Consider the following 26529-nt stretch of genomic DNA (forward strand, 5'->3'; position numbering starts at 1 on the left):
TAGGCTCAGTCCCGAGCGGACGACAGCGACGCCACGTGCGCCAACAGCCATTCGCGTGAATTGTGCGAGGGTTCGGCGAGCACGGCCTCAAGCAATCGATTCAGCGTGGCGCCGATCTGCGGACCTGGACGGATCCCGGCCCGTCGCAGATCATCGCCATCGACGGCCAGATCCGCAACTTCGATGGGATCATTGAACGCCGAGCGCAGCGCACGTCGATACAGCCCTCGCACGCGCTCCGGCGGCGGGACCAGCGATGCGTCGTCACCGCCAAGACGCGAGGCGCCCCAACGCGCAGCCGCCAGGCGGACAAACGGCCCCGTGCGCAATCGACCGACCGATGCCGCCAAGCGACGCACCGCCTGCGCATCCGCACCGGCGGCGCTGCAGAGTACACGGGTGAGCGCCTCGCCTTCCGCATGCCATCTGGCCACGAGCGCACTGATCCACTGGATATCCTGATTCGAGAATCGCAGCGCGCGTAACGCCAACTCCGAAGACGGCGGTACCAGATCGCTGAGCAGCGCCGCAATGCGCAGTACGCGACGCTGCGGTCGCGCAAAGGGACCGGGTATCGGCAGGCAGTCGAGGCTGTCGAGAACGCGCTCCGTCACAGTCGCCAATGCCGGCACCACGGCCGCGAATGCCCCCGAGTCGCGCCACCGGCGAAAGGCCGTGGACGGACGCAGCACCTGGTCCATCGTCTTCTCAATCTCCTGCTTCACGCGCTCCGGTGACAGCCGCGACAGAAACGGCGCGCTGTCGACGATCGCGTGCCAGGTCGACGCATCCAGCGCAAAATCAAATCGGGAGGCAAACCGAATGGCGCGCAGGGCTCGCAACCGATCCTCCGCCATCCGCGCATTGGGTTCCCCCACGGCGCGCACGATGCCCAGCGCCAGATCGTCACGGCCCTTGTACGGATCGTGCAACCGTCCGGCGATGGGATCAAAGGCGATGGCATTGATCGTGAAATCGCGACGCGCCAGGTCCTCGTCGAGCGAGGCACCGAATTCCACCACCGCGTGCCGCCCGTCATGCTGCACGTCGCGACGAAAGGTGGTCACTTCGTGCATCAGCCCGGCACGATCCAGCACACCCACCGTGCCGAACTCGATCCCCACCGGAATCGTGCGCTCGCACAGGCGACGGACCTGCGGTGGCGTAGCCGAGGTGGCAAGGTCCCAATCGAGGTGGGCGTGACCCAGCAGGGCGTCTCGCACGGCGCCGCCCACGCACCACGCATCGAACCCTGCCCGTCGCAACGTGCGCACAATGTCCAACACGGCGTCCGGCGGCCGGATTGCCGGGTGTCGCGCGCTCATTGGGCCATCAGCCGCAGAGGACGCTTCCACCATTGACGTTCAGCACCTCTCCGGTCACATGGCGCGCCAACGCGCTGGCCAGAAAGAGAATCGGTCCGGCGATATCGGCCGGCGACGCGACGCGTCCAAGTGGAATGGCGGACTCGATGCGCGCGCGCCCATCATTGGCGAACGGTCGCTCGACTGCTTCGGTGTCAACCCAACCCGGCGCCACGCAATTGACGGTGATGTCGCGGGGGCCGAGCTCGACCGCCAGGGACTTCACGAAGGAAATCATGGCGCCTTTGGTGGCGGCATAATCGGCATGGCCGGCTTCACCCCGTTGCCCCGCCGTGCTGGACACGAAGATCAAACGACCGCCGGACGACATGACCCGGGAGACGGCCCCCGCGCCAAAGAACATCCCGTCGAGATTGATCGCGAGCGTATCACGCCACTGTGCATCTGACAACGTATCCACATTCACGGGATTGGGCGGCCAAACGCCAGAATTACCAACATAGATGTCGAGACCACCAAACTCGGCATTCCCCCTGTCGACGAATCGCTCGTTGGCTTGAGAAGTCGAGAGGTCTCCCTGAAAAGCGAATGCCCGAACACCAAGTGACTCCAAATCACCTACCACGCGCTCGGCCTCATCCGTTCGGGATCGATAGGCGATGCCGACGTCAGCACCGGCACGAGCCAGAAGGATCGCGGTGGATTTGCCAATGCCCCGCGACCCTCCGGTAACCAGCGCATGTCTTCCTTTTAACGAGATCATCAGGCCGCTCTCTTAAGAATGTACGTGACCAGGTGCATGCTAAACTCTGTACCCAAATCAGCTTCTGACAAGACCATCACAGCGTTTGTTCGATCGCATCGCAGATTGCGTGCTGAATGCACAAATGCAGTTCTTGTGCCCTGTCCGTTCGAGTAGTTGGTATGACGATCGAATGATCCGCCAGGGCTCGCAGGGCACCACCATCCCGCGCTGAGAGGGCGAGAATCGGTATGCCCTTGGCGCGAGCAGCTTCCGCGGCGCGCAGCACATTCGGCGAGTTTCCACTGGTCGAGTGGATGATGAGCAGATCGCCCGGCTTGGCGAGCGCTTCGATCTGGCGAGAAAAAATGTGATCAAATCCAAAATCGTTACCGACCGCCGTGAGAAGTGACGTGTCGGTGGTGAGGGCGATCGCCGGATACGCCCGACGGTTTCGCATGTAGCGCACCACGTACTCCGTGGCCATGTGTTGCGCATCGGCCGCCGAGCCCCCATTGCCGCAGAACAGGAGGGTCCCACCACCCTGTACCGTCTTTCTGACCATCCCAAGTGCCGTGTCGATCGCGCCGGCAAGCTCCCTCGCCGAACGCTGGGCCGTATCCGCCAACTCAAGAAGGGCGGCAGTTGGCGAGGTCGTGGACGGATTGGTTGTCATCAGCAGCTCAAGGTGGTTGCAAATAGAGATGCGCTCACAGAATCAGCAGGCCAGCTATCCACCAAACAGGCGCTTCATGCGTCCCAGGAACCCCGGTCGCAGCGGCGGAACGGGGATTGGATCGTCGTCACCCAGAATCAATTCCGCGTTGTGGCGAGTCAGCAGGTCTACCTGCTCCTCGCCGCCACGCTCCATGAGCCAGTCGCGGGCCGTTCCGAGCGAGCGATGGTCACCGTGGTTGTCCGACGCGAGGATATCGATCAATCCATCAGCCAGCATCGCCCGGGCCAGATCTGCCGGCACGCCCCGTCCCATGAGCACCGAGGCGTCGGTCTGAATCACCACCCCCAGCGACCGCCATTCCCGCACCGCGTCCAGCGTACACCCAAAGTAACGCTCGGGATGTGCGAGGACCGGCGTACGACCGCTGCGAGCGATCCGACGCAGTTCGGCCGTCGCGCCCCGAGGCAGTCCTCCTCGAGTGAATTCCACCAGCAGCGCGCGCGATCCTCCCAGTGTCAATTCCATGTTGGAGAGATCGGCCCCCGGCGCGTCCAGCATGATCTCCCAACCCAGACGCAACTCGGGAATCTGCGGAGCGACCGCGCGCAGCGCGTGCAGGATCTCCAGATGCCGCGCGTACGGAGCGGTGGCAACCTGCGACGCATTCAGATGCGGAGTGCAGACCAGCACCGTCACTCCATCGGCCGCGAACTGTTCGAGCACGGGGACGGAAACCTCGATGGACGGGGAACCGTCATCCACCCCAGGCAAAAGATGCGAATGAATGTCGATCACGGCTTACGCATCACTCGTGTGCGGCAGGGCCGAGATCCGCTGCATGGCGCGTGCCGCACGTGACTCGATTTGGTCCGGCGTATCCGCTGCCACTTCGAACGCGTAAGTCACCAAGGCATCAACCGCCAACAGGTCCAACGCGGTCACGCGCTCCGTGGAACCGGACCGCAGCAGCGCCGACAATCGTTGCTCACCGGCAGCCATGCAGGCGTCAGACACCCGTGACTGCGGCCAATCCAGATATGGCATCAGCAACTCGGTCAGGCGGGCTACCAGCGCCGGAGGCGGCGCCGGCTGCAACGCGGCCAACCACGTTCCGACCGTCGCCTCACCGCGCTCGGCGTGCGATGACGCATCGAGACGGCGTGCGTCCCCAGACATGGACCTCAGCCGCCGGCGGACAGACGCGAAACGACGTCCAATCCGGCTGACAGCGCCACATCAATGTGCGCCGCGTCGATTCCCGCCTGCGCCATGTGCGCCTTTCCGCCGCCACGTCCACCGACGGTTGCCGCGACGTCACGCACAATGACATCCGCGCGTAGTCCGCGTTCGCGTACGTCATCCGTCGCCACCGCCAGCAGGGCCCCTTTGCCATCAGCCAACGCCGCGCCAAGCAGCGCAACGCCACTGCCCAAGGCTTCACGCACCGCGTCACCAAGCGCCTGAAGCGATTTCACATCATCCACTTCAACGCGGGCAACCACTGCCCGGGTGCCGTTGACGGCCACGGCGGTAGCGACCAACTGATGGGCCACGCCCCCGCCGGCCTCCGCTCCGCTGCGCATCGCATCGCCGAGCTTCTTCTCCAGCATCTTCCGTTCATCGATCAGGGCGTCCAGCTTGCGCTCGATTTGGTCTGCGCCACTGGTCGTCCCCGCCATGGGGACCTTCAATCGATTTGCGACCAACAACAGGGCGCGCTCTCGGTCGGTGAGGAACTGAAACGCGCGCGGACCGGTCACGGCTTCAATACGGCGCACGCCAGCCGCCACACCGACTTCGGCGACAATGCGCAGCAGCCCGATCTCAGCCGTATTGCGCACGTGAGTGCCACCGCACAGTTCGGTCGACCACGAGGGGATGTCGACGACCCGAACCACGTCGCCGTACTTCTCGCCGAAGAGCGCCATCGCGCCGTTCGCCACGGCGTTCACGTACGATTCCTCCCGGGTGTTCACCGCGGCGGCGCTCCAGATGCCCGCATTGACCTCGGCCTCAACCGCCGCCAGCTGATCAGGCGTCAGCGGACCACTGTGCGTGAAGTCAAATCGCAGGCGATCGGGATCGACGAGCGATCCCGCTTGATGCACATGATCACCCAACGCATGACGCAGCGCCGCGTGCAGCAGGTGCGTGGCCGTGTGGTGGCGTTCCGTATCATGCCGCCGCGCGCGCGGAACCCGCGCCGTTGCGGGTCCAAACGTGATTTCGCCCGTCGCCGTGCCAATGGCGGCAATGCGTCCGTCGAACTTCTTCACGTCGATCACATCCACACTCCAGCCGGGGCCGGCGATTGTGCCGCGATCCGACACTTGCCCACCGGACTCCGCATAGAACGGCGAGTCACGCAGCATCACCGCCACGCGCCCATCGGCGAGTGTCTGAACCGCGGTAACCACCGTGTCAACGTCGATCTGCTCATAGCCGACGAATCGTCCCAGCGATGCCGCGTGCTGCGCGTCGTGCGTCCACTGCGTGGGATCCGCGAACTCGTCGGCACTCACCGTCAACTGTCGGGTTTTGCGCTCATCCTGCGACTGCTTGCGTTGTGCCGCGAGCGAGTGCTCAAACCCGGCAATGTCCACCAGGTAGCCGCGCTCGCGCGCCATCAGTTCCGTCAGGTCAATCGGGAATCCAAAGGTGTCGTACAAGCGGAACGCATCGTCGCCGGACAGCGTGCCGCGCAGCGCGGTCGATCCCTGCGTCGAGCCCGTGGGCGCGAGTTCATCGAAGCGATGCATGCCGGCGTCGATCGTCGCCAGGAAACGCTCCTCTTCCGCGCGGGTCGTTTCCACGATGTGTTTCCGGCGCTGCTGCAACTCGGGAAATATGTCGCGCATGGTGTCAATCAACACGTCGACCACATGCACCAACGTCGGCTCTCGCCGCCCCAGCAACCACGCATGCCGCACCGCGCGGCGCAGGATACGACGCAGCACATACCCACGGCCGTCGTTGCTGGGGAAGACGCCGTCGGCAAGCAGAAACGCCACGGCGCGCGCATGATCGGCGAGCACCCGGAAGGACGCCGGGTCAATCTCGCGACCGTCCTTGCCAACCGCGGTGCCCAGCCCCACCCCCGGGCGATAGGGGTAGTTGATGCCAACCACCTCTTCGACCTTGGCAATCAGCGGACGAAACAGATCGGTGTGGAAGTTGTTGGTGACGCCCTGCAGGACGGCCGCGATGCGCTCCAGTCCTGCACCCGTGTCCACCGACGGCTTGGGCAGCGGCACCAGCGTGCCGTCCGTCTGCCGATCGAACTGCATGAACACCAGGTTCCAGATTTCGAGGAAACGACCGGCCTCCGCACCCTCAACGAACGCGTCGAGCGAGTAGTCCTCGAGGTCCGTGCGCGTCCACTCGCCGGACGCATCCTTCGGAAACGCCCAGTCCGGCGCCATCTTCGCAAGATCCACATAGATCTCGGTGCATGGTCCGCACGGTCCGGTATCGGCCATCTGCCAGAAGTTGTCCTTCGTACCCAGTCCGTAAATGCGACTGTCCGGAACGCCGGCAATGTCCTTCCAGAGTTGTCGCGCCTCATCGTCTTCATGGAAGACCGTCACCCGAAGGTGCTCGCGCGGAATCTTCAACTCCTCGGTCACGAACTCCCAGGCGAAACGAATCGCGTCCGGCTTGAAATAGTCGCCGAACGAGAAGTTTCCGAGCATCTCGAAGAACGTGTGGTGCCGCGCGGTGTGGCCGACCTGCTCAAGGTCATTGTGCTTGCCGCCGGCGCGCACGCACTTCTGGGAGGTGGTTGCCCGCCGCTTTCCGTCGGGTGGCTCCTCCATACCCAGAAAGACCTTTTTGAACTGAACCATCCCTGCGTTCACAAACAGCAGAGTGGGATCGTCCTGCGGCACGAGGGTTGAACTCGGGCGGACGGCGTGGCCATGCTTTTCGAAGAAGGCCAGGAATCGGGTGCGAATTTCGGACGCGAGCATAGGCGCGGAAATATAGGCAGGCCAGCACGCTACGTCGCGGTCGAGCGGCGTCAGCCGCGTTCCATCTCCGACAGGATCGTGCGGATGACCGTGCCCGAAAAGCCGCGACGCTGGAGAAACCCCGTCAGTCGCCGCCGGGCCACCGCCCCCTCCAGCAGTTTGAGCGAGCGCCATCGCCTCGTCGCCTGCGCGCGGCAGGCCGCCACCTCGTCGAATCCATCCTGTTCTATCGCGTCGGCAATGGCCCTATCGGTCCCCCGGGCATCCACCCCCTTTCGACGGAGCGTCTGTCGGATGCGGGCCGGGGCTTCGCCACGCCGCAGCCTCGCCTCAGCCTCGGCGCGTGCGACATCGCGGTCGGAGAGCACCCCGCTCGCTTCAAGGCGATCGAGCGCAGCGGTTACCAGACGACTATCGGGCTCAACCCGGCGCAGGCGTAGTTCAAGCTCCCGCCGAGTCCGCCGACCACGGGCCAGTGAATTGAGTGCCCGGTCAATCAGAGCGGTAATGGCCGAGGCCTGGAGAAGTCGTTCCAGACGAGGGGCGTCCAGCACAGCGCCGACTCTGGTCGCCCCGCAGTCTGCCAGTGCATCGACGCCCACGACGCATTTCTGCCCGGTCGAGAGCATGACCAGATAGCGGCCGGCGCGACGTGGCGACTCGCGCAGTTCTCGAACAGTGACGGGTTCGACCGCCGCCGAGCCATTGCCAGAAATCGGGTCTGACCCGGACGGAAAAAGAGCCGAGGGGCTACTCACAATGAGCCGTGGTGATCCGGGCACCACTTCCCACCGCGAGCGACCCCTCGGCCCTCACAAGTGCGCATAATGATCGTCGCGCGACTCGTTATTCCTCCGGCTCCTCAGCGGGTGCAACGGTCTCCGCCACCTTGATGCCGAGGACCGCCTTCACCTTTTCCTCGATTTCAGCCATGAGCGCCGGATTGTCCTTCAGGAACATTTTGGCGTTCTCACGGCCCTGGCCGATACGCTGGGTTCCGTAGCTGTACCACGCGCCCGCCTTGTCGATGATTCCGCTCTCGGAACCGATGTCGACGAGCAGCGAGGCATGGCTGATGCCTTCCGCGTACATGATGTCGAACTCGGCCTGCTTGAACGGCGGCGCGACCTTGTTCTTGACCACCTTCACGCGAACGTGCGAACCGATGACCTCTTCTTTTTCCTTGACCGGTCCGATGCGGCGAATGTCCAGGCGCACCGACGCATAGAATTTGAGCGCCTTGCCGCCGGTCGTGGTCTCGGGATTCCCGAACATGACACCGATCTTTTCGCGCAACTGATTGATGAAGATGACCGAGACCTTCGAGCGAGCAATCGCGCCCGTGAGCTTGCGCAACGCCTGACTCATCAGGCGCGCCTGCAGGCCCACGTGCGAATCGCCCATATCGCCTTCGATTTCCGCTTTCGGCACCAGCGCCGCCACCGAGTCGATGACGATGAGATCCACCGCGCCCGATCGGACGAGAATCTCGCAGATCTCCAGCGCCTGCTCGCCGGTGTCAGGCTGCGAGATCAACAGGTTTTCGACGTCGACGCCCAGCTTCTTGCAGTACTCGGTGTCCAGCGCGTGCTCCGCGTCGATGTATGCCGCGACCCCGCCCTGCTTCTGGGCATTCGCAACCACATGCAAGCACAGCGTTGTCTTGCCGCTGGACTCGGGTCCGTAGATCTCCGTGACGCGACCGCGCGGAATGCCGCCGACACCGATCGCCGCATCGAGATTGATTGCACCAGTCGGAATCGATTCGACGCGAACTTTCGAATCGGTGCCGAGTCGCATGATCGAACCCTTGCCGCAGCTCTTTTCGATCTGCGCGACTGCGAGCGCCAGGGCCTTGCGCTTGTCGTCTGTCATCACTGAGCCTGCCATGGGAAACCGCCGTCGTGAGAGGTGAAGCTGCCATGCCCTGGCTCGCGAGAATCTACCGGAAGCGCTCGCAGGACCAAGACCCGAATAAAGTACGAAGATGCATCGATGTGGACAACTGTGAATTTCATGGCGTTCCAATTAGTGGAAATGCGTTTGGGATGTGGCGAACCCGGACCTGACTGCCCGAAATCAGGACACCCACGACGTCAAAACGGTAGGTAAGGTCTGGGGCGCCGAATCGGTCGACCCACACCCTGGCTGACCGCCCAAGCTCCCGCTGCTTTCGGTGATGCACCGCCTCCACCGGGGAGCCGAATGCGGCTCCCTGGCGTGCCTTGACCTCGACGAAAGCCACTTCGTCGCCCCGACGCATGATGAGATCGACGTCGCGGTGACCACTTCGGAAGCGATGGACGAGCACCACCCACCCATCTCGACGCATCCAGCGCGCGGCCACGCGCTCACCCTGAAGACCCAGTGCCTGTCGTTGTTTGGTCATGCGCCACGATACCGACGTTCCGCCGATCTGCTTCACCGAATTGCGGCACCGCTGGTCATCGCAATGCGCGACGCCCATCTTCCGCGCATTCCGCGGCGATTTCCTTTCCCTCGTCAGCTCATGCCACGACCATCGCTTCCCGGTACGATTGCGGCAGGCCTTCTCCTCGCCGCGACGAGCTACGTGTCGTTTCGTCCGGTCGGGCCAGCACCCGCACTCGGGCCGTTTCTTGATCCCGCCAACGGCGTATGGAGCGCGACCTCTTCCGCCGACCTCCCCGCCGACGCCTCGGCAACCGTTCCCGGACTTGGTGCCGAAACGCGCGTCGTCTATGATGACCGCGCAGTGCCACACATCTTTGCGAATTCCGTGCGCGACGCCTATCGCGCGCTGGGCTTCGTGGTGGCGCGTGACCGCCTGTTTCAGCTGGAGCTTTCGGCGCGAGCGGGCGGCGGCACACTCACCGAACTGGTCGGCGCCCGGGCGCTCGAGACTGACCGAGACACGCGCGCCAGCGGGATGCCCGCCTCAGCCGAAGAACGTCTGGCACGATTCGACACCACGGGTTCCGCGTGGAAGTTGGCCACGGCGTACGTCGACGGCGTGAACGCGTACCTCGCCACGCTCGCGCAGCGCGATTATCCCATCGAATACAAGCTCCTCGGCCGATCGCCGAAGCGCATGGACGTGGTGGACATCCTGCACCTGCTCAATCGAATGGGCGCCACCCTGGCCACGTCCAGCGACGAGCTCACCCATCTGGAAGCCAGCGCACGCGTGGGGCGCGCAGCTGCCGACGCACTTTTCCCGGCGCATTCGCCGATCGTTGAACCGATCCAACCCAACGGAGCCCATGCGCCCCGCTTCGATGCCACGGTCATCCCGGCGCCCAGCGCTCCGGATCCGAATGCGGTGTCCGTGCTTCGCGCGTCCCCTGCTCGCGCATTCGCGCGGCTCATGGCGTACGCACCGTTGCGCGTCGAGGATGCAATCGGCAGCAACAATTGGGCGGTCGGGCCGGCCCGCAGTGCCTCACACCACGCGCTGCTGGCCGGCGACCCGCATCTGGAATTGACGCTGCCGAGCATCTGGTACGAGTCCCACCTTGTGGTGCGCGACACGCTGGACGTGTATGGCGTCACCATTCCCGGCGCGCCGGGCATCATCATCGGCTTCACGCCGGCGGTCGCGTGGACGTTCACGAATACGGGCGCCGACGTCATGGACTATTACGCCGAAACCGTCGACGTCGCCGAGTCACCCACACGATATCAGATTGACGGCGACTGGCGCTCGCTCACATTGCGCGTTGAGACGTATCGCGATCCGAGTGGTCGCGTCATCGGCACTGACACGCTCCGCTTCACACATCGCGGGCCCATGCGCCGAGTGGGGGGGAAGTGGATCTCCGTGCGCTGGACGGTGCTGGAATCCATGCGCGTGCTGGAAGGCTTTGATGCCGCCTCCCGCGCGTCTACGTCCGACGCGATGCTCGATGCCATGGCGTCGCTGTATGAGGCACCGGCGCAGAACATGTTGAGCGCCGACACGGCGGGAACGATTGGAATTCGCTCGACGGGTCGCTATCCGCTGCGGCCCACTGACGGACGCGGCGATGTGCTGCGTGACGGTCGGCTCAGCGCGAACGACTGGACGGGCTACTGGCCGGTGAAGGACTATCCGCAGTCGATTCGGCCCGCACAGGGCTATCTCGCGTCGGCCAACCAGGAGCCCATCGACCCGCGGGTGCAACCGCGCTACTTCGGCGCGAATTGGGAACGTCCGTGGCGCGCCATGCAAATCAACAAGCGGCTGCGGTCGGATTCGGCGGTGACACCAGACGCCATGCGACAGTTGCAGAGCGATCCGGGCAGCGCACGCGCCGATCTGTTCGTGCCCGCATTCCTGAACGCCGCGCGTGCATCCTCCGGCGACGCCGGCACGTCGCGTGCGGCGACCCTGCTGGCCGAATGGGACCGTCGCTATACCCGTGACAATCGGCGGGCCGTGCTGTTTGAGGAAATGATGCGACAGTTGTCGCTGCGACTGTGGGATGAGCTCCGAACGGACAGCACGGACAATCCCAGTCCCACCGACATGATGACGGCCACGTTGCTGCGCGACTCGACCTCCGCCTGGTGGGACGACAAGGCCACATCAGTGGTGGAGCGGCGCGACGTACTGCTGCGAGCGGTGATGTCCACGGCACTCGATTCGGTCATCGCCCGGCGAGGCCAACCAACTGATGATCGGTGGCGATGGGATCAGGTCCGATTTGCGAACATCTATCACCTGCTCCGACTGCCGGCATTTTCGCGACGCGACATCCCCGTGCAAGGCGGATCGGCCACCATCTGGCCTTCAACCGGCGATGGTCGCCACGGGCCAAGTTGGCGCATGGTGGTAGAGTTGTCCTCACCCCGACGCGCGTGGGCCACATATCCCGGTGGGCAATCCGGCAATCCACTCAGCTCGCGTTACGATGATCGGTTGAAGTCGTGGCGTGACGGTACCCTCGACACCCTGCGGCTTCCAACCGCCTTGGACCAATTGCCCGCCGCGCAGCAGCGCGCCCGCCTCGTGCTCTCTCCGAGTGGAGGCACCCACTGATGCGGTATCTCGGTCTGCTGGTACTCTCGCCGTTGATGATCGCCGGCACTTGGTTTGCCGGGTGGATCGCCGTGCCCGTGCTGGCCGCGGCCTATGCACTCACCCTTCGCGACGCCCGTGTGACACGGGAGGCGGGGGCGGCGGCGATGCTCGCCTGGCTGGTGCTGCTGTTTCGACTGAAGCTCCAGCAGCCATCGTTCGCGACACTGCTCGATCAACTGGGCCAGATCTTTCCGGTGCCGGGAGTGGCCGTGGCAGCGCTGGCGCTAGTGCTGGCCGTGGTGCTGGCCGCCAGTGCCGCTCGGCTGGTTATCGGCATTGTTGGCGTGCGCGACCCGGTGGTGCCGGCCGCGTAGGCGATCTGCGTGACGCGAGCATGCTGGCGGCGCGTCACGCTCCGTTCGCTGAACGCACCGCCAGCATCGCCGACGGATCATCGCTGATGATGCCGTTCACGCCCTTCTTCCACAGGCGCAGTGCGTATGCCGGATCATTGATCGTCCACACGTGCGTAACGGTGCGCGACGCGCGCAACGAACGCACCAGTGCGCCGATGGGCACCGGGATCCCCTTGTGTGACGGGGGAATGCACAGCGCGTCGAACGACGGCGTATGCGACCGTCCCAGCAGTGCGCCCGGGATGGCGCGCGCCACCTCAGCATGCTGGCCCCAATGGCGAAACCCTCGCCGCGCAACGGAGCCACCGATTCCGCCGAGAAGCCGGCGACGATCACGCGGTGCGCCAGCCCATGTCGCCGGATGGCGGCACGCAGGGGCTCTGCGGCCATCGGCGTCTTCAATTCGACAATGAGCGCCAGCTCCCGGGGGAGTGACTCGACCACGTCATCGAATGACGGAATCGTGGCGCCCCGACCACGCAAGGGGTATGACCGCCCACCATCGCGAGTGAAACGATAGCCCGCATCGATGCGACGGAGGTCGGACAGGGTGCGCTGCGCCACCGGTCCGGTCTCATCGGTGGTGCGCTCAAGCGTCGGGTCGTGAATGACCACCAAATGCCCATCGCTGGACACGTGCAGATCGAACTCCAGCGCATCGACGCCCAGCGCGACGGCTTCGCCGAGCGACGGCAGCGTATCCTCAGGCGCATGCGCCCGATTTCCACGATGGCCGATGACTGGCCGTGCGAGCGGGTCAAGGAGGATCATGAGGAAACATAATACGACGGGGTGGCACGTCCTCTGACGTACCACCCCATCGCCTGCATCACACCACGCCGAACCTCACATCACCCGCCGTCCCGCGCGCGGGGAACGGATCAGAACGAATACTGCAGGCGGGACATGATCATCCGCCCGATCTCCGGCGCGCCCGGGAAAGTGCGCACACGGTTGTCAAACAGATTCGTGGCGCTGAGCGACCACATCAACTTCTGCGCCCCGATGTCGAAGCGCTTGGTGAACTGCGCGTCAAACGTGAACGCCTCCGGCACGTTCTCGTAACAGAATGTGGACGCGGCCGCCGGGCACTTGTTGTACCCCGTGGTCCCATTGGCCACCGTGCCTGCGCCAGGCTGCCCCGCGGCCAGCGCAAATGCGGTGTTCGTGGCGTAGACGCCCGAGTTCACCGGATACGCCTCGTTGTAGCGAGAGCGAAGCTCGAAGCCCACCCCGTTGCCTTCGTTGCGGTAGCGCGCGCCAAGTGAGCCACGCGACTGCGGCGAGTTGGCCATGAACGGGATGCCGCCGATAACGATGTCATTCCAGACATTCTGGTTCTGGTAGGAGATCGCCGCATCAAACGTCAGGCGATCCGTGGCAACCACATCCATCGCCAGGTCGACACCCTTCACCCACAGCTTCTTGTTGACCTTCTGGTAGGTCGCGTAGATGGCGGTGGGCGAGGTGTTCGGATCGTTGAAGGTGACAACCCCGAGTGGCGCCGGCGCGAGACTTGTGGTGAGGGCATTGGCGATGCCGCCCACCAGCGCGTTGATCTGCGCCGATGTCAATCCGAGCGCCGCCAAGTTCGGTCCGAGGTTTTCACCGAGGCGTCCACCGATATAACCACCCAACTGCGTCGGATTTCCAAACCAGACGTTGGGCGTGGCCAAGGCTGCCGTGGTGGCGACGTCGCCGCGATCCTGTCCCCAGAAGGAGATGTCATACCGGAACTTGTCGTTGACAATGCCTTTGTACCCCAGCTCGTACGTCTGATTGTACGACGCCGAGAGCGGTTCGATATCCGGCACCTGACTGGTGGTCAGCGGGGTGGTCGCCGAAGAGATGAACGACACGCGGGTGGCAATGTCCGCGTTGGTCGGTGTCCGCGTTCCCAGGTAGTTGATCGCACTGGCGGCGAACTGCGTGGCGAACGACGCCGGCACACCGTTGGACTGCAGCGCGCCCGCAATGGCGGCCGTGAGCGCGGTCGCGTTGCCCTGCACCAATCCCGGGAATGCACTGGCCGCACTGGCCCCCACAAACCCGCCCGCGCCCGTGAACCGCGACTTCATGCAGTACGCACCAAACGCGCTGTTGCTGCTGCAGGTCTGGTTGAACTGGAATCCCTTCTTGGGGGGATTGCCGCGGGCCTTCAGGTCGAAGCCCGAACCACCGATGTTCGGCGAGCTGATGAGATCGAGGAAGAACGAGAAGTTGGCCGGCGTGGAGAACGCGCGGTTGTACGTCGCGCGGATATTCTGATTTTCCGTCGGCTTGAAGATCAACGCCGCGCGCGGCGAGAAGAAGTTGCCTTCGACGACGTTGTTCTGGTCCACACGGGCGGCCAGCAGCACCTCGAACTTGTTGATGGGCTTGGTGCTCGACTGCACGTAGTAGCCGAACTCCGACATCTGATCGACGTCTTCGTTGCCGCCGTTGATGGTGCCGCCGCTGCGTGGATCGGTCTTGATGTAGTCCACGCCATACGTGAACTTCTGCTTGGTGCCCACGTCGAATCCATGCTGCGCCTGCAGCGCATAGACACGGGACTTGTCAACGATGGGTTGGCCGGAGCGCAACAGGTACGTGCCCTTGTCCGACGACGACGTGTCGTTGCCGGCGTTGTTCAGGTTGGCAAACGCCTGCGCGAAGAACCGGTTCCAGCGGAATCGCTGCTGCAGACTGGTGTAGGTCCAGTTCTTGATTTGCGACGTGCCATTCGCGCCCGTCAGCTCCATCCCGCTGCCGATCTTGGTAAAGCCCACCGTGGTGATCGCTTCGACGCCTTCGCGCGGACGCACATCAACGCGCGCCTCGCTGGTGAACCGCTGGAGGTCGAAATCGCGCTGGTTGACCTGACCGCGCCGCGACGCCGGAACGCTGGTGCTGGTCGGAAACGTCTTGGGCTCTGATGGATCGTTGTACTCCCAATCGCGGCCCTGCATGTACTCACCCGAGATCTTGTACGCCAGCTTGTCGTTCACCTTGCCGGCATGACGCACACCCGTGCGGATGACCGAGCGCTCGCCGCCGTCGACGCTGAGCGTGGTGCCCTGCGAATTGAACGGCGACTTGGTGATGACATGCAACACGCCCGCCGAGCTGTTCGGTCCGTACAGGGCCGATGCCGGACCAAGGAGCACTTCCATGCGGTCGATGTCTTCGTTGGTGCCCGTGAACAAAAACGGGACATTGACGCGAAGGGGACGGCACGCCGGCGAACCGGTAGTCCTGCAGCATCAGCATGGAACCGCTGAATGCGTTGTTGAATCCGCGGGCGACAATGTTCGACTGCGCAATGCCGCCCTTGCTGATGTCGATGCCGGGGACGCCGCGCAGATGATCGGCCACGGTCACAGCCGGCCGCTCTTCAATCTTCTCCGACGTCACCACCGAAATTTGCGCCGGTGCATCGAGTGCCTTTTCAGGGCGGGCACTGCGATTCGCCGTCACCACCGTTTCATTCAACTGGGCGGCGCGCGCATTCATCCCGATGTTGATTGTCGTGCCCGGCCGAGCGCCCGTGATGGTCTTGGGTTCGAACCCCAACCGCCGGGCAACGATCGTGTAGGACCCGTCGGGCAGGTTGACCAAGCGGTACGTGCCGTCCGCGCCCGAAATCGCGCCGTAAGTTTGGGCACCAATGGCGCGCACCTCGGCGTTTTCGATAGGAGCGCCCGACGCGGCGTCGGTGACCTTGCCCGTGATGGTTCCGGTCTGTGCAGCCAATGGCGCGCCAGGCAACAGAAGCGCGGCGAGCGCGAGAGATGCGGTATTAAGCAATCGTCTGACCCGTATCGGGGACATCTGATACCTCGGGAGGGTGGAAGAGGTACGTCGCGCTATCCGGTGGCTCACGGAGTGCAAGCAGGCCGAAATGGTGGGGATGCCTCTATGTTGGCCGGAGCACCTGAAGACGTCAATACGTCAGGTCGGTCAATTGTTGCCGCAGATGCGGTCGAGATCCTGCATTCCCACCAGCACTTCGCGGGGTCGAGCGCCGCCCTCGGACGGCGAAAGGACGCCCGCCTCTTCCAGCTGGTCGATGATGCGCGCGGCCCGACCGTACCCGACCTTCAGGCGACGCTGCAGCAGGGAGGTCGAACCCTGACGGTGCTGGATAACCACTTCCGCCGCTTCGCGGAAGCGCGCGTCGCGCTCTCCTCCCGCGTCATCACTGCCGTCATCATCGTTCCCGGCAGCCTTGGCTTCCAGCGCCCGGACGGTTTCCAGAATGTCGGGCTCCACTACACCAATCGTCGCCCCTTCTTGTCCGGAATCGCGCCGCGCCGCCGCGCTGCCATACCAATGCAGCAGTCGCTCCGTGTCTTCACTCGACAGAAAGGCCCCCTGCAATCGCGCCGCTTCGGATTTTCCCGGCGGGATGAACAGCATGTCACCGTTCCCCAGCAAGGATTCGGCACCCGACCCATCGATGATGGTGCGACTGTCAATCTGGGACGCCACCCGGAAGGCGATCCGACAAGGGAAGTTCGCCTTGATCAGGCCGGTAATCACGTTCACGCTGGGACGCTGCGTGGCGAGAATGAGGTGAATGCCGATGGCTCGCGCCTTCTGGGCCAGCATCGCGATCGGCGTCTCCACCTCGCCCTGCACCGTCATCATGAGGTCGGCCATTTCATCGATCACCACCACGATGTACGGCAGAGTGCCACCGGAATACGTCCGATCTTCAAACGCCACATCGGGTGCCTTCGGACGGTGCAATCCCGGCCCCTCGCCGGCCGCGTGCTGCTGGACGCGCTTGTTGAACTCCTGCAGGTTGCGGCAGGCGTTCGCTTCCAACAATCGATAGCGGTCCTGCATTTCCATCACTGCCCACTTCAACACCGTGGCGGCGTCACGGTTGTCGGTGATCACCTTGTGACGCAAATGCGGCAGCGTGTTGTAGACACTCAATTCCACCATCTTTGGATCGACCATCAGGAAACGCAGCGTCTTGGGCGTGTGTCGATAGGCGAGGCTGGTAATGATCGTGTTGACGCAGACCGATTTGCCCGAGCCGGTGGCACCGGCAATCAGCAGGTGCGGCATCTTTGCCAGGTCGGCCACAACGGGTCGCCCCTCGAGGTCCTTTCCGAGTGCGATGGGGAGGGCCGCGCGCGCCTGCTTGAACTCCGGCGATTCGAGGACCTCGCGCAGCACCACCATTTCAGGCGACGGGTTCGGGACTTCCACACCGACCGCGCCGCGACCAGGAATCGGCGCGACAATACGAATGCTTGGTGCGCGGAGCGCTAGGGCGAGATCGTCCGCCAAGGCCGCGATCTGACGCACCTTCACACCCGCGGCCGGCTCAATTTCGAATTGCGTCACGGTGGGTCCGGTGGTTCGACCCACCAGTTCTCCTTCAACCTTGAACGTGCGCAGCGTCGCCATGAGCTTGTCGCCAGCGAGGTCCAGCTCTCGTCGCCCAGCGTCGGGATTTCGCGACGGCGCGGCAGCCAACAGGTCCGTCGGGGGCAGTTCATCACTGAACGTCGAACCGTCGACGCCGCCGTCCAGTGCCCCATCCAGGGCCAGCTCGCGATTGCCCTCGCCCTTGCCCTTGGACCGCTTCCGATCGGCCGGTTCCTTGGGCGGTGCGAACGAAGAGTCCGAAGACGGGCGAACTCCCTGGCCAAGCACATCACGCAGGTGCCGTGGATCGATCGCCGGCAACTCCTCCGGCTCGGGTGCCAGGCGCTCGGCCAGCGTTTGGTGCCCGCCCTTGCCAGCCGCCAACACAGGCTCGGCCACCGTCTTCTCACGACGCGGCGCACTAGGTCCCACCAACATGCGGATGGGATTCCAACGCAATGTCAGCACCGTCAAGGCGCTGCTGGCCAGCACAAAGACAATCCAGGCGCCGGCGGAACCGAGTCCTTTGCGCAGGTAATGCGCAATGAAGCTGCCCCACAGCCCGGTTGCCGGGGACGTTGACGGATCGCCTCCCAAGGCCAGACCAATCGCCACCGGAACGAGGGCCACAATACCGGCAAACAGGAGTCCCCATTCGACGGCCTGATCGTCCTGCTGTCGCAATCGGCCGAACAACGCCAGTCCCACCACCAGACACCCTGCGGCCACCAGCGCAGCGCCGGGAATCCCCACCGTCATCACCAGCGCGCAGCGTGCCCAGGTGCCCGCAGGCCCGAACGCCCCCACGGCATCAACACATCCCATTCCGACCGGCACCCGCTGAAACACGAGGGCGCCAAACAGGAAGACGGACAGCAGTGTCAGCCCAATCGCGGCGAATTCCCGGCGCAGCAGTCGAGCGTCCATCGCCGCTCAGGCCGAACCGGCGTGGAGCGACTGCAATTGGCGATCGTGATACCGAACCGCCACCGGCACGGAGTCAATGGCGAAACAACAGGCCACATCCGCATCGAATCCCGCCGTCGTCAGGGCGCGCGCATGTGACGAGTCGGCAATGAGCGCGGCCATGTCCTCGTGATACGATTGCGCGATCGCGTCCACCAGACGTGCCGCGTCGCCGCACTCCGTCTCGGGGAATGCGTCCAGCACCCCTCGCACCAGGCGACCGGCACACACGGCGTCTTCCAATGCGAGATGCCGATCGGTGCCCGCACAGACGATCGTCATGTCCACCGTGCCGCCCGACGCACGACACATCGCCGTCACCGAGGCCTGGGCGTTCACGAATCCGGCAAAGAAGCACACCCGGGCACCATGTGTCGACGTTAACGCCAATGTGCCGTTCGTGGTGGTAAACACGATGGTGCGACCGGCGACCACGTCCGCCGTGTATTCCAACGGCGAGTTTCCGAAGTCGAACCCGGGGACGCGCACCATGCGACGTTCCCCGCCAAGCCGCACCGATTCCTGATCCATCGTCTTCGCGCGTTGCGCGGCTTCCTCAACCGATTCGAAGGGGATCAACATCCGTGCCCCATTGGCCAGCGCGGTGGCGGCCGTCGTCGCCGCGCGCAGCACATCGATCACGACCACCACTCGATCCGCCACGTCAGCAGGCGCCACGGGCGCCTCGCCGAGCAGCACATCGATTTTCACGACGTCGGTTCCTTGAGGAGTTCCGCACCCTCGAACTCCAGCCACTTGGTATGCACCCGGCCCGCCTGGAATCCAGGATGCTGCATCACGCGCGCCAGAAATGGAATCGTGGTGCGAACACCTTCGATGACAAAGCTCTCCAGCGCAATCTGCATGCGCTTGAGCGCCTCCTCCCGTGTGTTGCCTTGCACAATCAACTTGGCGATCATCGAATCATAGAACGGCGGCACGGTATACCCGGCGTACACATGCGTATCGATGCGCACACCGGGACCACCCGGCTGATGAAACGTGTCGATGCGGCCCGGCGACGGCTGAAAATTGCGCGCGGGATCCTCGGCGTTCACGCGGCACTCGATGACGTGGCCGCGAAATGCCGGCGTGCTCGTGACACTCATCGGCAAACCGGCGGCCACCCGGATCTGTTCCTTGACCAGGTCCACACCGGTGAGCATCTCGGTGACCGGATGCTCCACCTGAATGCGGGTGTTCATCTCCATGAAGTAGAACGAGCCATCTTCATCCAACAGCATCTCGATGGTGCCGGCGCCGACATAACCGATGGCCTTGGCGCCACGCACGGCCGCTTCGCCCATGCGCTCGCGGAGGTCCGGCGTCATCACCGGGCAGGGCGCTTCCTCGATGAGCTTCTGGTGGCGGCGCTGCACCGAGCAGTCGCGCTCGCCCAGGTGAATCACGTTGCCGTGCGTGTCGCCGAGGATCTGGAACTCGACGTGGCGCGGCCGCTCGAGGAACTTTTCGACGTACACATCGCCGTTGCCGAACGCGGAGAGCGCTTCGGAACGCGCCAGTTGAAATGAGCGCGTGAAATCATCGGGATCGCGTGAGACACGCATCCCCTTGCCGCCGCCGCCGGCCGCCGCCTTCACGATCACCGGGAAGCCGATCTCGCGCGCGAACACGAGCGCTTCTTCCGGATCTTCCACCGGACCTGGCGTGCCGGGAACGATGGGCACCCCAACCTCGCTCATGGCGCGTCGCGCAGACGCCTTGTCGCCCATGACGCGAATCTGTTCGGGGGTCGGGCCGATGAAGGTGATACCCGACGCGCGGCAGGTTTCCGCGAACTCGGCGTTCTCCGCGAGAAATCCGTAACCCGGATGGATGGCGTCCGCGCCGGTGATTTCGGCCGCCGCGATCAGCCGCGGAATCTTGAGGTAAGACTCCTTGCTGGGGGCGGGACCGATGCACACGTCGTCATCGGCAAAGCGCACGTGCAACGACTCACGGTCGGCGTCGGAGTACACGGCCACCGTCTGGATATCAAGCTCGCGGCACGCCCGAATGACACGAAGCGCGATTTCGCCGCGGTTGGCGATCAGGACCTTTTTGAACATGAGGCGAACTGCGCGCTCGCGTTCGCCCCGGAACCCATCCCAGTTGGCATCGCTCGACCCATTCACGCCCTGCACCCGGAGTGCCAATTCGGCGGGGTTCGTCGCGAAGAACTGCGCGCTCTCGTACGAAATCACGCCGCGTGAAAACCAATCCATGAGCGACTGGTCAAAACTCTGCATGCCGTACGCCACGCTGCCTTCCTTGATCAGATCCGGAATGTTCAGTGTCGCGGACAGATCGCGAATCTGGTCCCGCACCGCTTCCGTGTTCACCAGGACTTCGCACGCCGGAACGCGCCCGGGCTCGTCGGCGCGCGGGATGAGTCGCAGGGACACCACCGCCGACAACGCGTTGGCCAGGGCGAATCGGACTTCGTTCTGCTGGTGCGGCGGATAGAACGAGAGGATGCGATTGATGGTCAACGTGGCATCCGTGGTGTGCAACGTGGAGAACACCAGGTGCCCCGTGCCGGCCGCCTTGAGCGCCACGTCGAGCGTCTCGAGGTCGCGGATTTCACCAATCATGATGACGTCAGGATCCTGACGGAGCACCCGTCGCAGCGCCTGCGAAAAGGTGGCGGTGTCGGTGCCGATCTCGCGCTGGTTGATGTGACTCTGCACGTCACGATGCACGAACTCGATCGGATCCTCGATCGTGATGATGTTCGACGCACGCCGCTCGTTGATGTGCTGGATCATGGCGGCCAGCGCGGTGCTCTTGCCGGAACCGGTCACGCCCGTCACCAGCACCAATCCGCGTGGCCGCAAGGCAATATGCTCAAGCATGGGCGGGAGGTTCAGCTCGCGAATGGACGCGGCCGCATGCAGAATCGACCGCATCGCGAACGCCACCGTCCCCTTCTGCTGATACACGTTGACGCGAAACCGGCCAATGCCCGGGACGTTGATGGCGAAGTCCGCCTCCCGCATTTCCACGAATTCGCGCAACTGCGCCGGCGGCAGCAAGTGCTCGGCCAGCGTCCGCAATTCCTCAGGGCGCAGCGCCGGCATGGCCAGCGGAACCAGGTCTCCGTGCAGACGCAGCGTCGGCGCACGTCCCACTTTCAAATGGAGGTCCGACGCGCCCTCCCGCACCATCTTCTGCAGCGCTGCCTTCAGGTCAAGGCCCGCGGGCGGTGCCCGGGGCGCCAACGGCGGCGCCAGAGACCATCGTCATAGTTACATATCTCAGCCGTTTGGATCGATACGGTAGAGCACTTGCCCGTACTCGACGGGATGCGAATCGGTGACGTTCACCTCGCGCACGACGCCAGCATACTCGGACTCGAGCTCATTCATGATCTTCATCGCTTCGATGATACAGACGATCTGGCCCTTGCTGATGCGATCGCCGACCGACACATACGGCTTCGCACCGGGCTCAGGCGCCCCATAATACGTCCCTACCATCGGCGACTTGATCTCGAGGTGCGCGGTCTTCGGTGCCTCGGCCTTCGGCGCCGACACCACTCCCTCCTCGGCTGGACGCACAGGGGCGGGCGCGGGCAACACGGCAGACACGGCCGCCACCGGTTGAGGGGCGACCATCGTGACGGCCGCAGCGCGCTGCTGGGAGCTCTTGGAGATCCGGAGCTTCATCCCCTTGTCAGAGGAGATCTCGATGGAATCCACGGTGGAGCCGTCGAGCATCTCGATCAGCTTTTTCACGTAGCGCAGGTCGATCATGGCGATTCGGGCAGAGGGAGCAGAGCAGATTCGCGTGCAGCCGAGCGGCGCGCGCGAACCCGAGAGCGGGCGAGGTCAGATCAGTTCATGCAGATCGCGCGGGAACGTGGTGAGTATCCGAGGGCCGTCGTCCGTAAGCAGCACGTCGTCCTCGATGCGCACCCCGCCCCACCCGGGCTTATAGACGCCCGGTTCGATTGTCACAACCGCTCCCGATGACAGCGGAGCGTCTGCGGCCTTGGCCAACCTCGGTGCCTCGTGAACCTCAAGCCCAATGCCATGGCCGAGCGAGTGACCGAACGCCTCACCAAGTCCGCAGGCGTCAATGTACTCTCTCGCGACCGCATCTGCAGCCATCCCCTTCATTCCAACCCGAAGCGCGCCCGAAGCGCGCGCGTTTGCCTCACGAACGACCTCGTACACCTCGCGCTGCTCATCGGACGCCCGCCCGAGCACCACCGTGCGGGTGATATCCGAGCAGTAGCCGCCCCTGACCGCTCCGAAGTCCAGCAACACCCAATCCCCTGTCTGCAGCATCCTGGTTCCTGCGCGGGCGTGCGGCAGTGCCGATCTGGGGCCGCTGGCCACAATCGACGAAAATGGGAAATCCTCGCTCCCCTCGTCGCGCAAATGATGCTCCAGCAATCCGGCGACCTGGGTCTCGCTCAGCCCCGGTCGGATCATCGGAACGGTTGCCGCCAGTGCCCGCTGCGCGATTCCAATGGCGCGCGCGATGCACGCGATCTCACCCGGATCCTTTCGTTCGCGCAGCATCTCCACATGATCGGTGGTTGGCCGCCACTGCCAGCGTGCTCCGCTCTCAAGCAGGCGCTGAAAGTCCCGATGCCACAGATGCGCGGACTCGAAGCCGACACGCTCCACACCCGTCTGTGCCCCCAAGGCCGCCCAAAGGCCGGTCCACAGGCTGGATGGTTCGATACGGACGGTCACGGCGTCCGACACCTCATCCGCCACCTGCGTGGCGTACCGGAAGTCGGTGAACAGCAGACATTCGCGGGCGGTCACCAACAACAGCGCATTGCTGCCGGAAAATCCGGAGAGATAGCGCACGTTGGGCAGTGACGAGACCAGCAGCGCATCGAGATCGGCACGCGCCAGTGCCTCTCGCCCCCCCCCCAGTCGCGCGGGCCGAAAGTCCGTCACGCTCCGGCGGTGGCCCGAAGCGCGCGCACCAGACCACGCAACGCAAATTCGTACCCCTCAGCCCCCAGCCCCGAGATCAGCCCGATGGCTGAGGAGGCCAGCATGGAGTGCCGACGTTCAGGCTCCCGCGCGTAGATGTTCGAGAGGTGGATCTCCACAAAGGGCAGCGACGTGGCCGCGAACGCGTCGCGCAGGGCGAGACTGGTATGGGTATACGCTCCGGCGTTGACTACCACCCCGTCGACGCTGCCCCGCCAGGCATGCAGGATATCGATCAGTTCCCCTTCACCGTTGGCCTGCGCGGTCACCAGTGTCACCCCCATCGACGACGCAACCCGCCCGAGCTGCGCCTCGATGTCCGCGAGGGTCGTGGTGCCGTAGATCGCGGGCTCACGTGTCCCCAACAGGTTGAGGTTCGGTCCGTTCAGCAGGCCGATCTTCACGAATTGCCAAGCCCCTTGAGCCAGGCGGAAAACTGCGCCAAATCATCGGTCACTGGGGCCTCAGGGGTGACCGGAGCACTGGTCGACGGCGTTGGCCGACGTGTCGCCGGATCCGGGAAGAACCGGTCGAAGGAGAAACCCGCGTTGCTCCCACTCGACGGCGTGCTGGTCGATCCCCCGTGCGACGTGAACGCAGATTGTCCGATCACAGGCGTAATGGACGGCGATCGCAGTGATGAGGACGCGTCAACGGTTGGAGAAAACGATGGCGTTGTCCGCGCGAATTCAAAGTCCAGCGCGGCGCCGGACTCGAGCTCATGCGCGGATACCGGCGCAAAGGCATCAGCAAGCGCCTGAGCCGCTTCGTCGTCCTGCGCCGAGGTCTCGTTCCCGAACAATGACGCGAGTCCTTCCGGCGAACTGTCAATGGCGGCCGCTGACTGCGGAGGGGTTCGACGCGGCACCCGACGGGCGGCGATCGCAGCAAACCACTCCCGCGCCGAACGCCGCGGCAGGAAATCCTCCGCCACCGCTGGCTGCGCGTAGGGCGTCATGCGTGGTGTCACGAGAGGGGTTGCGAATGCGGGAGTCCCGTAGGCGGGGGTCCCGTACGCGGGGGTCCCGTACGCGGGGGTTCCATGGACCGGCGTCGGCAACGGGGCCGCCGAGTACGTGAGATCAGTTGCCGGCTGCGGTGAATGCCCCTCGTCTTCACCCGAGAACGTCGCCTCGAGTTCCGCCGCAAACTCTTCGTCGATCGTGCTCGCTGTGGAGAATGCCCCTGCGGGCGCCGCGTCAGCCGACGACGCCATCATCGCCCGCAGTTCATCCAGTCGTGAGGCCAGCACGGGATCGTACGGACGCCTCCGCACCAGTTCCTCATAGACGTCGATCGCGCGCGCGACGAATCCCTGCGAAACAAGGAGTTCACCCATCGTCTCGGTGACAAATGCCGGCGTCCCCGACTCCCGCTGGTCGTCGGCGGCGTCACCATCTTCGGCGACCGACGTGTCCACGAACGACGCAGGCGGTGCACCATCCGGTGCGTCGGCGTTCGACATCGATTCGGCAACCAATTCCATGGCCACGTCAGCAAACGACTCTGACTCGCCGAACGAGGGGGAGTCCTCCCGCGCAGCCACCGTCATCGGCCCCTCGTCGCCGGCCGCACGCGCATCGCCGGCAAACGCTTCAGCGATCGCTTCAAGCCCCGGCTCCGCGGGTTCGGTGTCCGTTGGTGAGGTCGGGTCCTCTTCAGCCATGGCCAGCCATGGCAACTCCGGCGCGTCGGCGAATCCCTCTTCGACGTTGGATTCAACGGCTGTTTCAAGGAACGCGTCGAACGCGCCTTCCATGACCGTCCCGGACGGGACCACCGAATCAATGTGCGGCAGTTCCGCATCGGCATCACCAGCGGTTTCACCGGCCGACTGCATGTGCCAGGCCTCGTCCACCTCGGCACCCTCGTCGGCCTCGTCGGCCGCACTAGCGACCACTGCTTCATCCGCGGTGCCCGTCACCTCGACCTGAACGTCCGGTACCGAATCGAAATCGTCAACCATCGCGACCAGCTCTGGGCGTTCCGCATTCACCGGCGCCGGATCGCTGGGCTCACGCCCAAATGCCGAAACCGTGTCATCGATGGTCGGCGAGGCAATCGGGGTCGCCTCACGCGGTGTCAGGGCTCGCGGCGTCAACACCCGGGCAACCAGCTCCGATGTGTCGGGCCATTCCACGGCAATAAGTCCTTCCTCGAATGACTCGTCGCTGGCATCGATCACGACGTCGCCGAAATCCTCTTCGTCCTCGTACGCCGGAGCTTTGTGCGCCCCGGCGTCTTCCGGGAAACCGAATGCGTCGGGCGCAGGCTCGGCGACGGCCCCGACGACTTCCGCCACCAGTTCCTCCGCGTCAGGAGCCTCGGCGACGCCGAGCGCTTCACTCGCGCTGGTACTGGAGGTCGTGGCGTCTACGGCATCGAGATCTATCGGGGTGCGCTGCCGAAGGCGTGCACTGACGGCGTCCATATCGATAGCCCGCATGACCGAATCGGGCGTCGGCGCCACGCCGAATCCAATCGGGGTCATCGGCACCGTCGGCGTCTCGGTCATTCGCGAGAGATTGTCGAAACTCGGCACCGCAGGATTCGACGACTGGGGCTTTTCGGTCGTCAACGTCGCCAATTGCGCCGCGATGTCGTCGTTGCGAGGATCGGCGTCCAGGACGCGTCCCCACCACCGCCGAGCGCTGGATTCATCGCCCATCGCTTGGGCGATGTCACCCAGATGTCGCAGCGCTATGAGATTTTCGGGATCGAGATCGATGGCCTGCTCGAAGACAGTGCGTGCCTCCTCGAGTTCGCCGGATTCGTAGAGCGCCTGACCAAAGACAATAAACCCGCTCATGTGCCCGGGCTGCTTTGGCAAATGCTCGCGGCACAACGCGATCGCCTGCGACAGGTCGCCGGCTTTCCGGTACTCGTTGGCCAGCGGCGCGAAATAGCGTCGTGGGTTCTCTTCGAACTTTTTCCGGAGCTCGTCGATCCGGGCAGCTGTGCTCATCCGTCCAGTCCCCTCAAGGGGTGATCCCGGCGCGACGCGACGCGGCCACCATGGCGCGCCAAGTTAGTCGTCGTCGTTCGGGTAAGTCAATCGTGACGTCGGTGCAGAAGTTGTGGCGTCTCTTGCTTTTAGCACTTCTCGGCGGCTACTTTTTCAGGCTCT

General features: G+C 64.3%; 20 protein-coding genes and 2 pseudogenes. 2 read left to right on the top strand and 20 right to left on the bottom strand.

What is annotated here, in order from left to right; translation table 11 throughout:
* Positions 1 to 5 precede the first annotated feature (5 nt).
* The 9 genes from IPP90_18235 to IPP90_18275 form a co-directional block, all read right to left on the bottom strand.
* Complete coding sequence (locus tag IPP90_18235) at positions 6 to 1325, bottom strand: tRNA cytidylyltransferase (protein ID MBL0172606.1); 1320 nt, start codon at positions 1323 to 1325, stop codon at positions 6 to 8.
* Positions 1326 to 1332: 7 nt separating this feature from the next.
* Positions 1333 to 2088 carry an SDR family oxidoreductase gene (locus IPP90_18240; GenBank protein MBL0172607.1) on the bottom strand — a complete coding sequence of 252 codons (756 nt, stop codon included), beginning with the start codon at positions 2086 to 2088 and terminating at the stop codon, positions 1333 to 1335.
* A gap of 76 nt (positions 2089 to 2164) precedes the next feature.
* Positions 2165 to 2743 carry an SIS domain-containing protein gene (locus tag IPP90_18245; protein ID MBL0172608.1) on the bottom strand — a complete coding sequence of 193 codons (579 nt, stop codon included), beginning with the start codon at positions 2741 to 2743 and terminating at the stop codon, positions 2165 to 2167.
* Positions 2744 to 2797: 54 nt separating this feature from the next.
* Positions 2798 to 3541, bottom strand: coding sequence for a hypothetical protein (locus IPP90_18250; protein MBL0172609.1), 744 nt, complete (start codon positions 3539 to 3541; stop codon positions 2798 to 2800).
* A gap of 3 nt (positions 3542 to 3544) precedes the next feature.
* On the bottom strand, positions 3545 to 3922 hold the full coding sequence (locus IPP90_18255) for a hypothetical protein (protein ID MBL0172610.1): 378 nt from the start codon (positions 3920 to 3922) through the stop codon (positions 3545 to 3547).
* A gap of 5 nt (positions 3923 to 3927) precedes the next feature.
* Complete coding sequence (gene alaS / locus IPP90_18260) at positions 3928 to 6714, bottom strand: alanine--tRNA ligase (protein ID MBL0172611.1); 2787 nt, start codon at positions 6712 to 6714, stop codon at positions 3928 to 3930.
* A 50-nt stretch (positions 6715 to 6764) separates the two neighbouring features.
* Positions 6765 to 7343 (bottom strand): RecX family transcriptional regulator, encoded by a 579-nt coding sequence (locus IPP90_18265; protein MBL0172612.1) that lies wholly within the window; start codon positions 7341 to 7343, stop codon positions 6765 to 6767.
* A 217-nt stretch (positions 7344 to 7560) separates the two neighbouring features.
* Positions 7561 to 8589: a recombinase RecA gene (gene recA / locus IPP90_18270; GenBank protein ID MBL0172613.1), complete on the bottom strand. Its 1029-nt coding sequence runs from the start codon at positions 8587 to 8589 to the stop codon at positions 7561 to 7563.
* A 139-nt stretch (positions 8590 to 8728) separates the two neighbouring features.
* Positions 8729 to 9103 carry a YraN family protein gene (locus IPP90_18275; GenBank protein MBL0172614.1) on the bottom strand — a complete coding sequence of 125 codons (375 nt, stop codon included), beginning with the start codon at positions 9101 to 9103 and terminating at the stop codon, positions 8729 to 8731.
* A 120-nt stretch (positions 9104 to 9223) separates the two neighbouring features.
* Here IPP90_18275 and IPP90_18280 point away from each other — a divergent pair, with 120 nt between their 5' ends.
* Both IPP90_18280 and IPP90_18285 read left to right on the top strand, forming a co-directional pair.
* On the top strand, positions 9224 to 11713 hold the full coding sequence (locus IPP90_18280) for a penicillin acylase family protein (GenBank protein ID MBL0172615.1): 2490 nt from the start codon (positions 9224 to 9226) through the stop codon (positions 11711 to 11713).
* Positions 11713 to 12069, top strand: coding sequence for a hypothetical protein (locus IPP90_18285; protein MBL0172616.1), 357 nt, complete (start codon positions 11713 to 11715; stop codon positions 12067 to 12069). The genes IPP90_18280 and IPP90_18285 overlap by 1 nt, the downstream gene beginning before the upstream one ends.
* A gap of 96 nt (positions 12070 to 12165) precedes the next feature.
* Here IPP90_18285 and IPP90_18290 read toward each other — a convergent pair whose 3' ends face one another.
* The 11 genes and pseudogenes from IPP90_18290 to IPP90_18340 all read right to left on the bottom strand — a co-directional run bounded on the left by IPP90_18290 (position 12166) and on the right by IPP90_18340 (position 26367).
* The gene (locus tag IPP90_18290) at positions 12166 to 12882 is read right to left on the bottom strand and encodes a hypothetical protein (protein MBL0172617.1); all 717 of its coding nucleotides are present in this window, start codon (positions 12880 to 12882) and stop codon (positions 12166 to 12168) included.
* A 110-nt stretch (positions 12883 to 12992) separates the two neighbouring features.
* On the bottom strand, positions 12993 to 15266 hold the full coding sequence (locus tag IPP90_18295) for a TonB-dependent receptor (protein ID MBL0172618.1): 2274 nt from the start codon (positions 15264 to 15266) through the stop codon (positions 12993 to 12995).
* A gap of 301 nt (positions 15267 to 15567) precedes the next feature.
* Positions 15568 to 15924: pseudogene (locus tag IPP90_18300) on the bottom strand (carboxypeptidase-like regulatory domain-containing protein).
* A gap of 129 nt (positions 15925 to 16053) precedes the next feature.
* Positions 16054 to 18405 (bottom strand): hypothetical protein, encoded by a 2352-nt coding sequence (locus IPP90_18305; protein MBL0172619.1) that lies wholly within the window; start codon positions 18403 to 18405, stop codon positions 16054 to 16056.
* Positions 18406 to 18411: 6 nt separating this feature from the next.
* Positions 18412 to 19155 carry a 2-phosphosulfolactate phosphatase gene (locus IPP90_18310; protein ID MBL0172620.1) on the bottom strand — a complete coding sequence of 248 codons (744 nt, stop codon included), beginning with the start codon at positions 19153 to 19155 and terminating at the stop codon, positions 18412 to 18414.
* Positions 19152 to 20513 carry an acetyl-CoA carboxylase biotin carboxylase subunit gene (gene accC, locus IPP90_18315; protein MBL0172621.1) on the bottom strand — a complete coding sequence of 454 codons (1362 nt, stop codon included), beginning with the start codon at positions 20511 to 20513 and terminating at the stop codon, positions 19152 to 19154. The genes IPP90_18310 and accC overlap by 4 nt, the downstream gene beginning before the upstream one ends.
* A gap of 27 nt (positions 20514 to 20540) precedes the next feature.
* Positions 20541 to 21611: pseudogene (locus tag IPP90_18320) on the bottom strand (PilT/PilU family type 4a pilus ATPase).
* A 90-nt stretch (positions 21612 to 21701) separates the two neighbouring features.
* Entirely contained in the window at positions 21702 to 22196 is a 495-nt protein-coding gene (gene accB, locus IPP90_18325) for an acetyl-CoA carboxylase biotin carboxyl carrier protein (protein ID MBL0172622.1), read from the bottom strand.
* A gap of 78 nt (positions 22197 to 22274) precedes the next feature.
* Positions 22275 to 23363: an aminopeptidase P family protein gene (locus tag IPP90_18330; protein ID MBL0172623.1), complete on the bottom strand. Its 1089-nt coding sequence runs from the start codon at positions 23361 to 23363 to the stop codon at positions 22275 to 22277.
* Positions 23360 to 23806 (bottom strand): type II 3-dehydroquinate dehydratase, encoded by a 447-nt coding sequence (aroQ, locus tag IPP90_18335; GenBank protein ID MBL0172624.1) that lies wholly within the window; start codon positions 23804 to 23806, stop codon positions 23360 to 23362. The genes IPP90_18330 and aroQ overlap by 4 nt, the downstream gene beginning before the upstream one ends.
* Complete coding sequence (locus IPP90_18340; GenBank protein MBL0172625.1) at positions 23803 to 26367, bottom strand: tetratricopeptide repeat protein; 2565 nt, start codon at positions 26365 to 26367, stop codon at positions 23803 to 23805. Before IPP90_18340 ends, aroQ begins: the two co-directional genes overlap by 4 nt.
* Positions 26368 to 26529: the final 162 nt, after the last annotated feature.

It is taken from the genome of Gemmatimonadaceae bacterium (genome assembly GCA_016720905.1).
Classification (GTDB): Bacteria; Gemmatimonadota; Gemmatimonadetes; order Gemmatimonadales; family Gemmatimonadaceae; genus Gemmatimonas.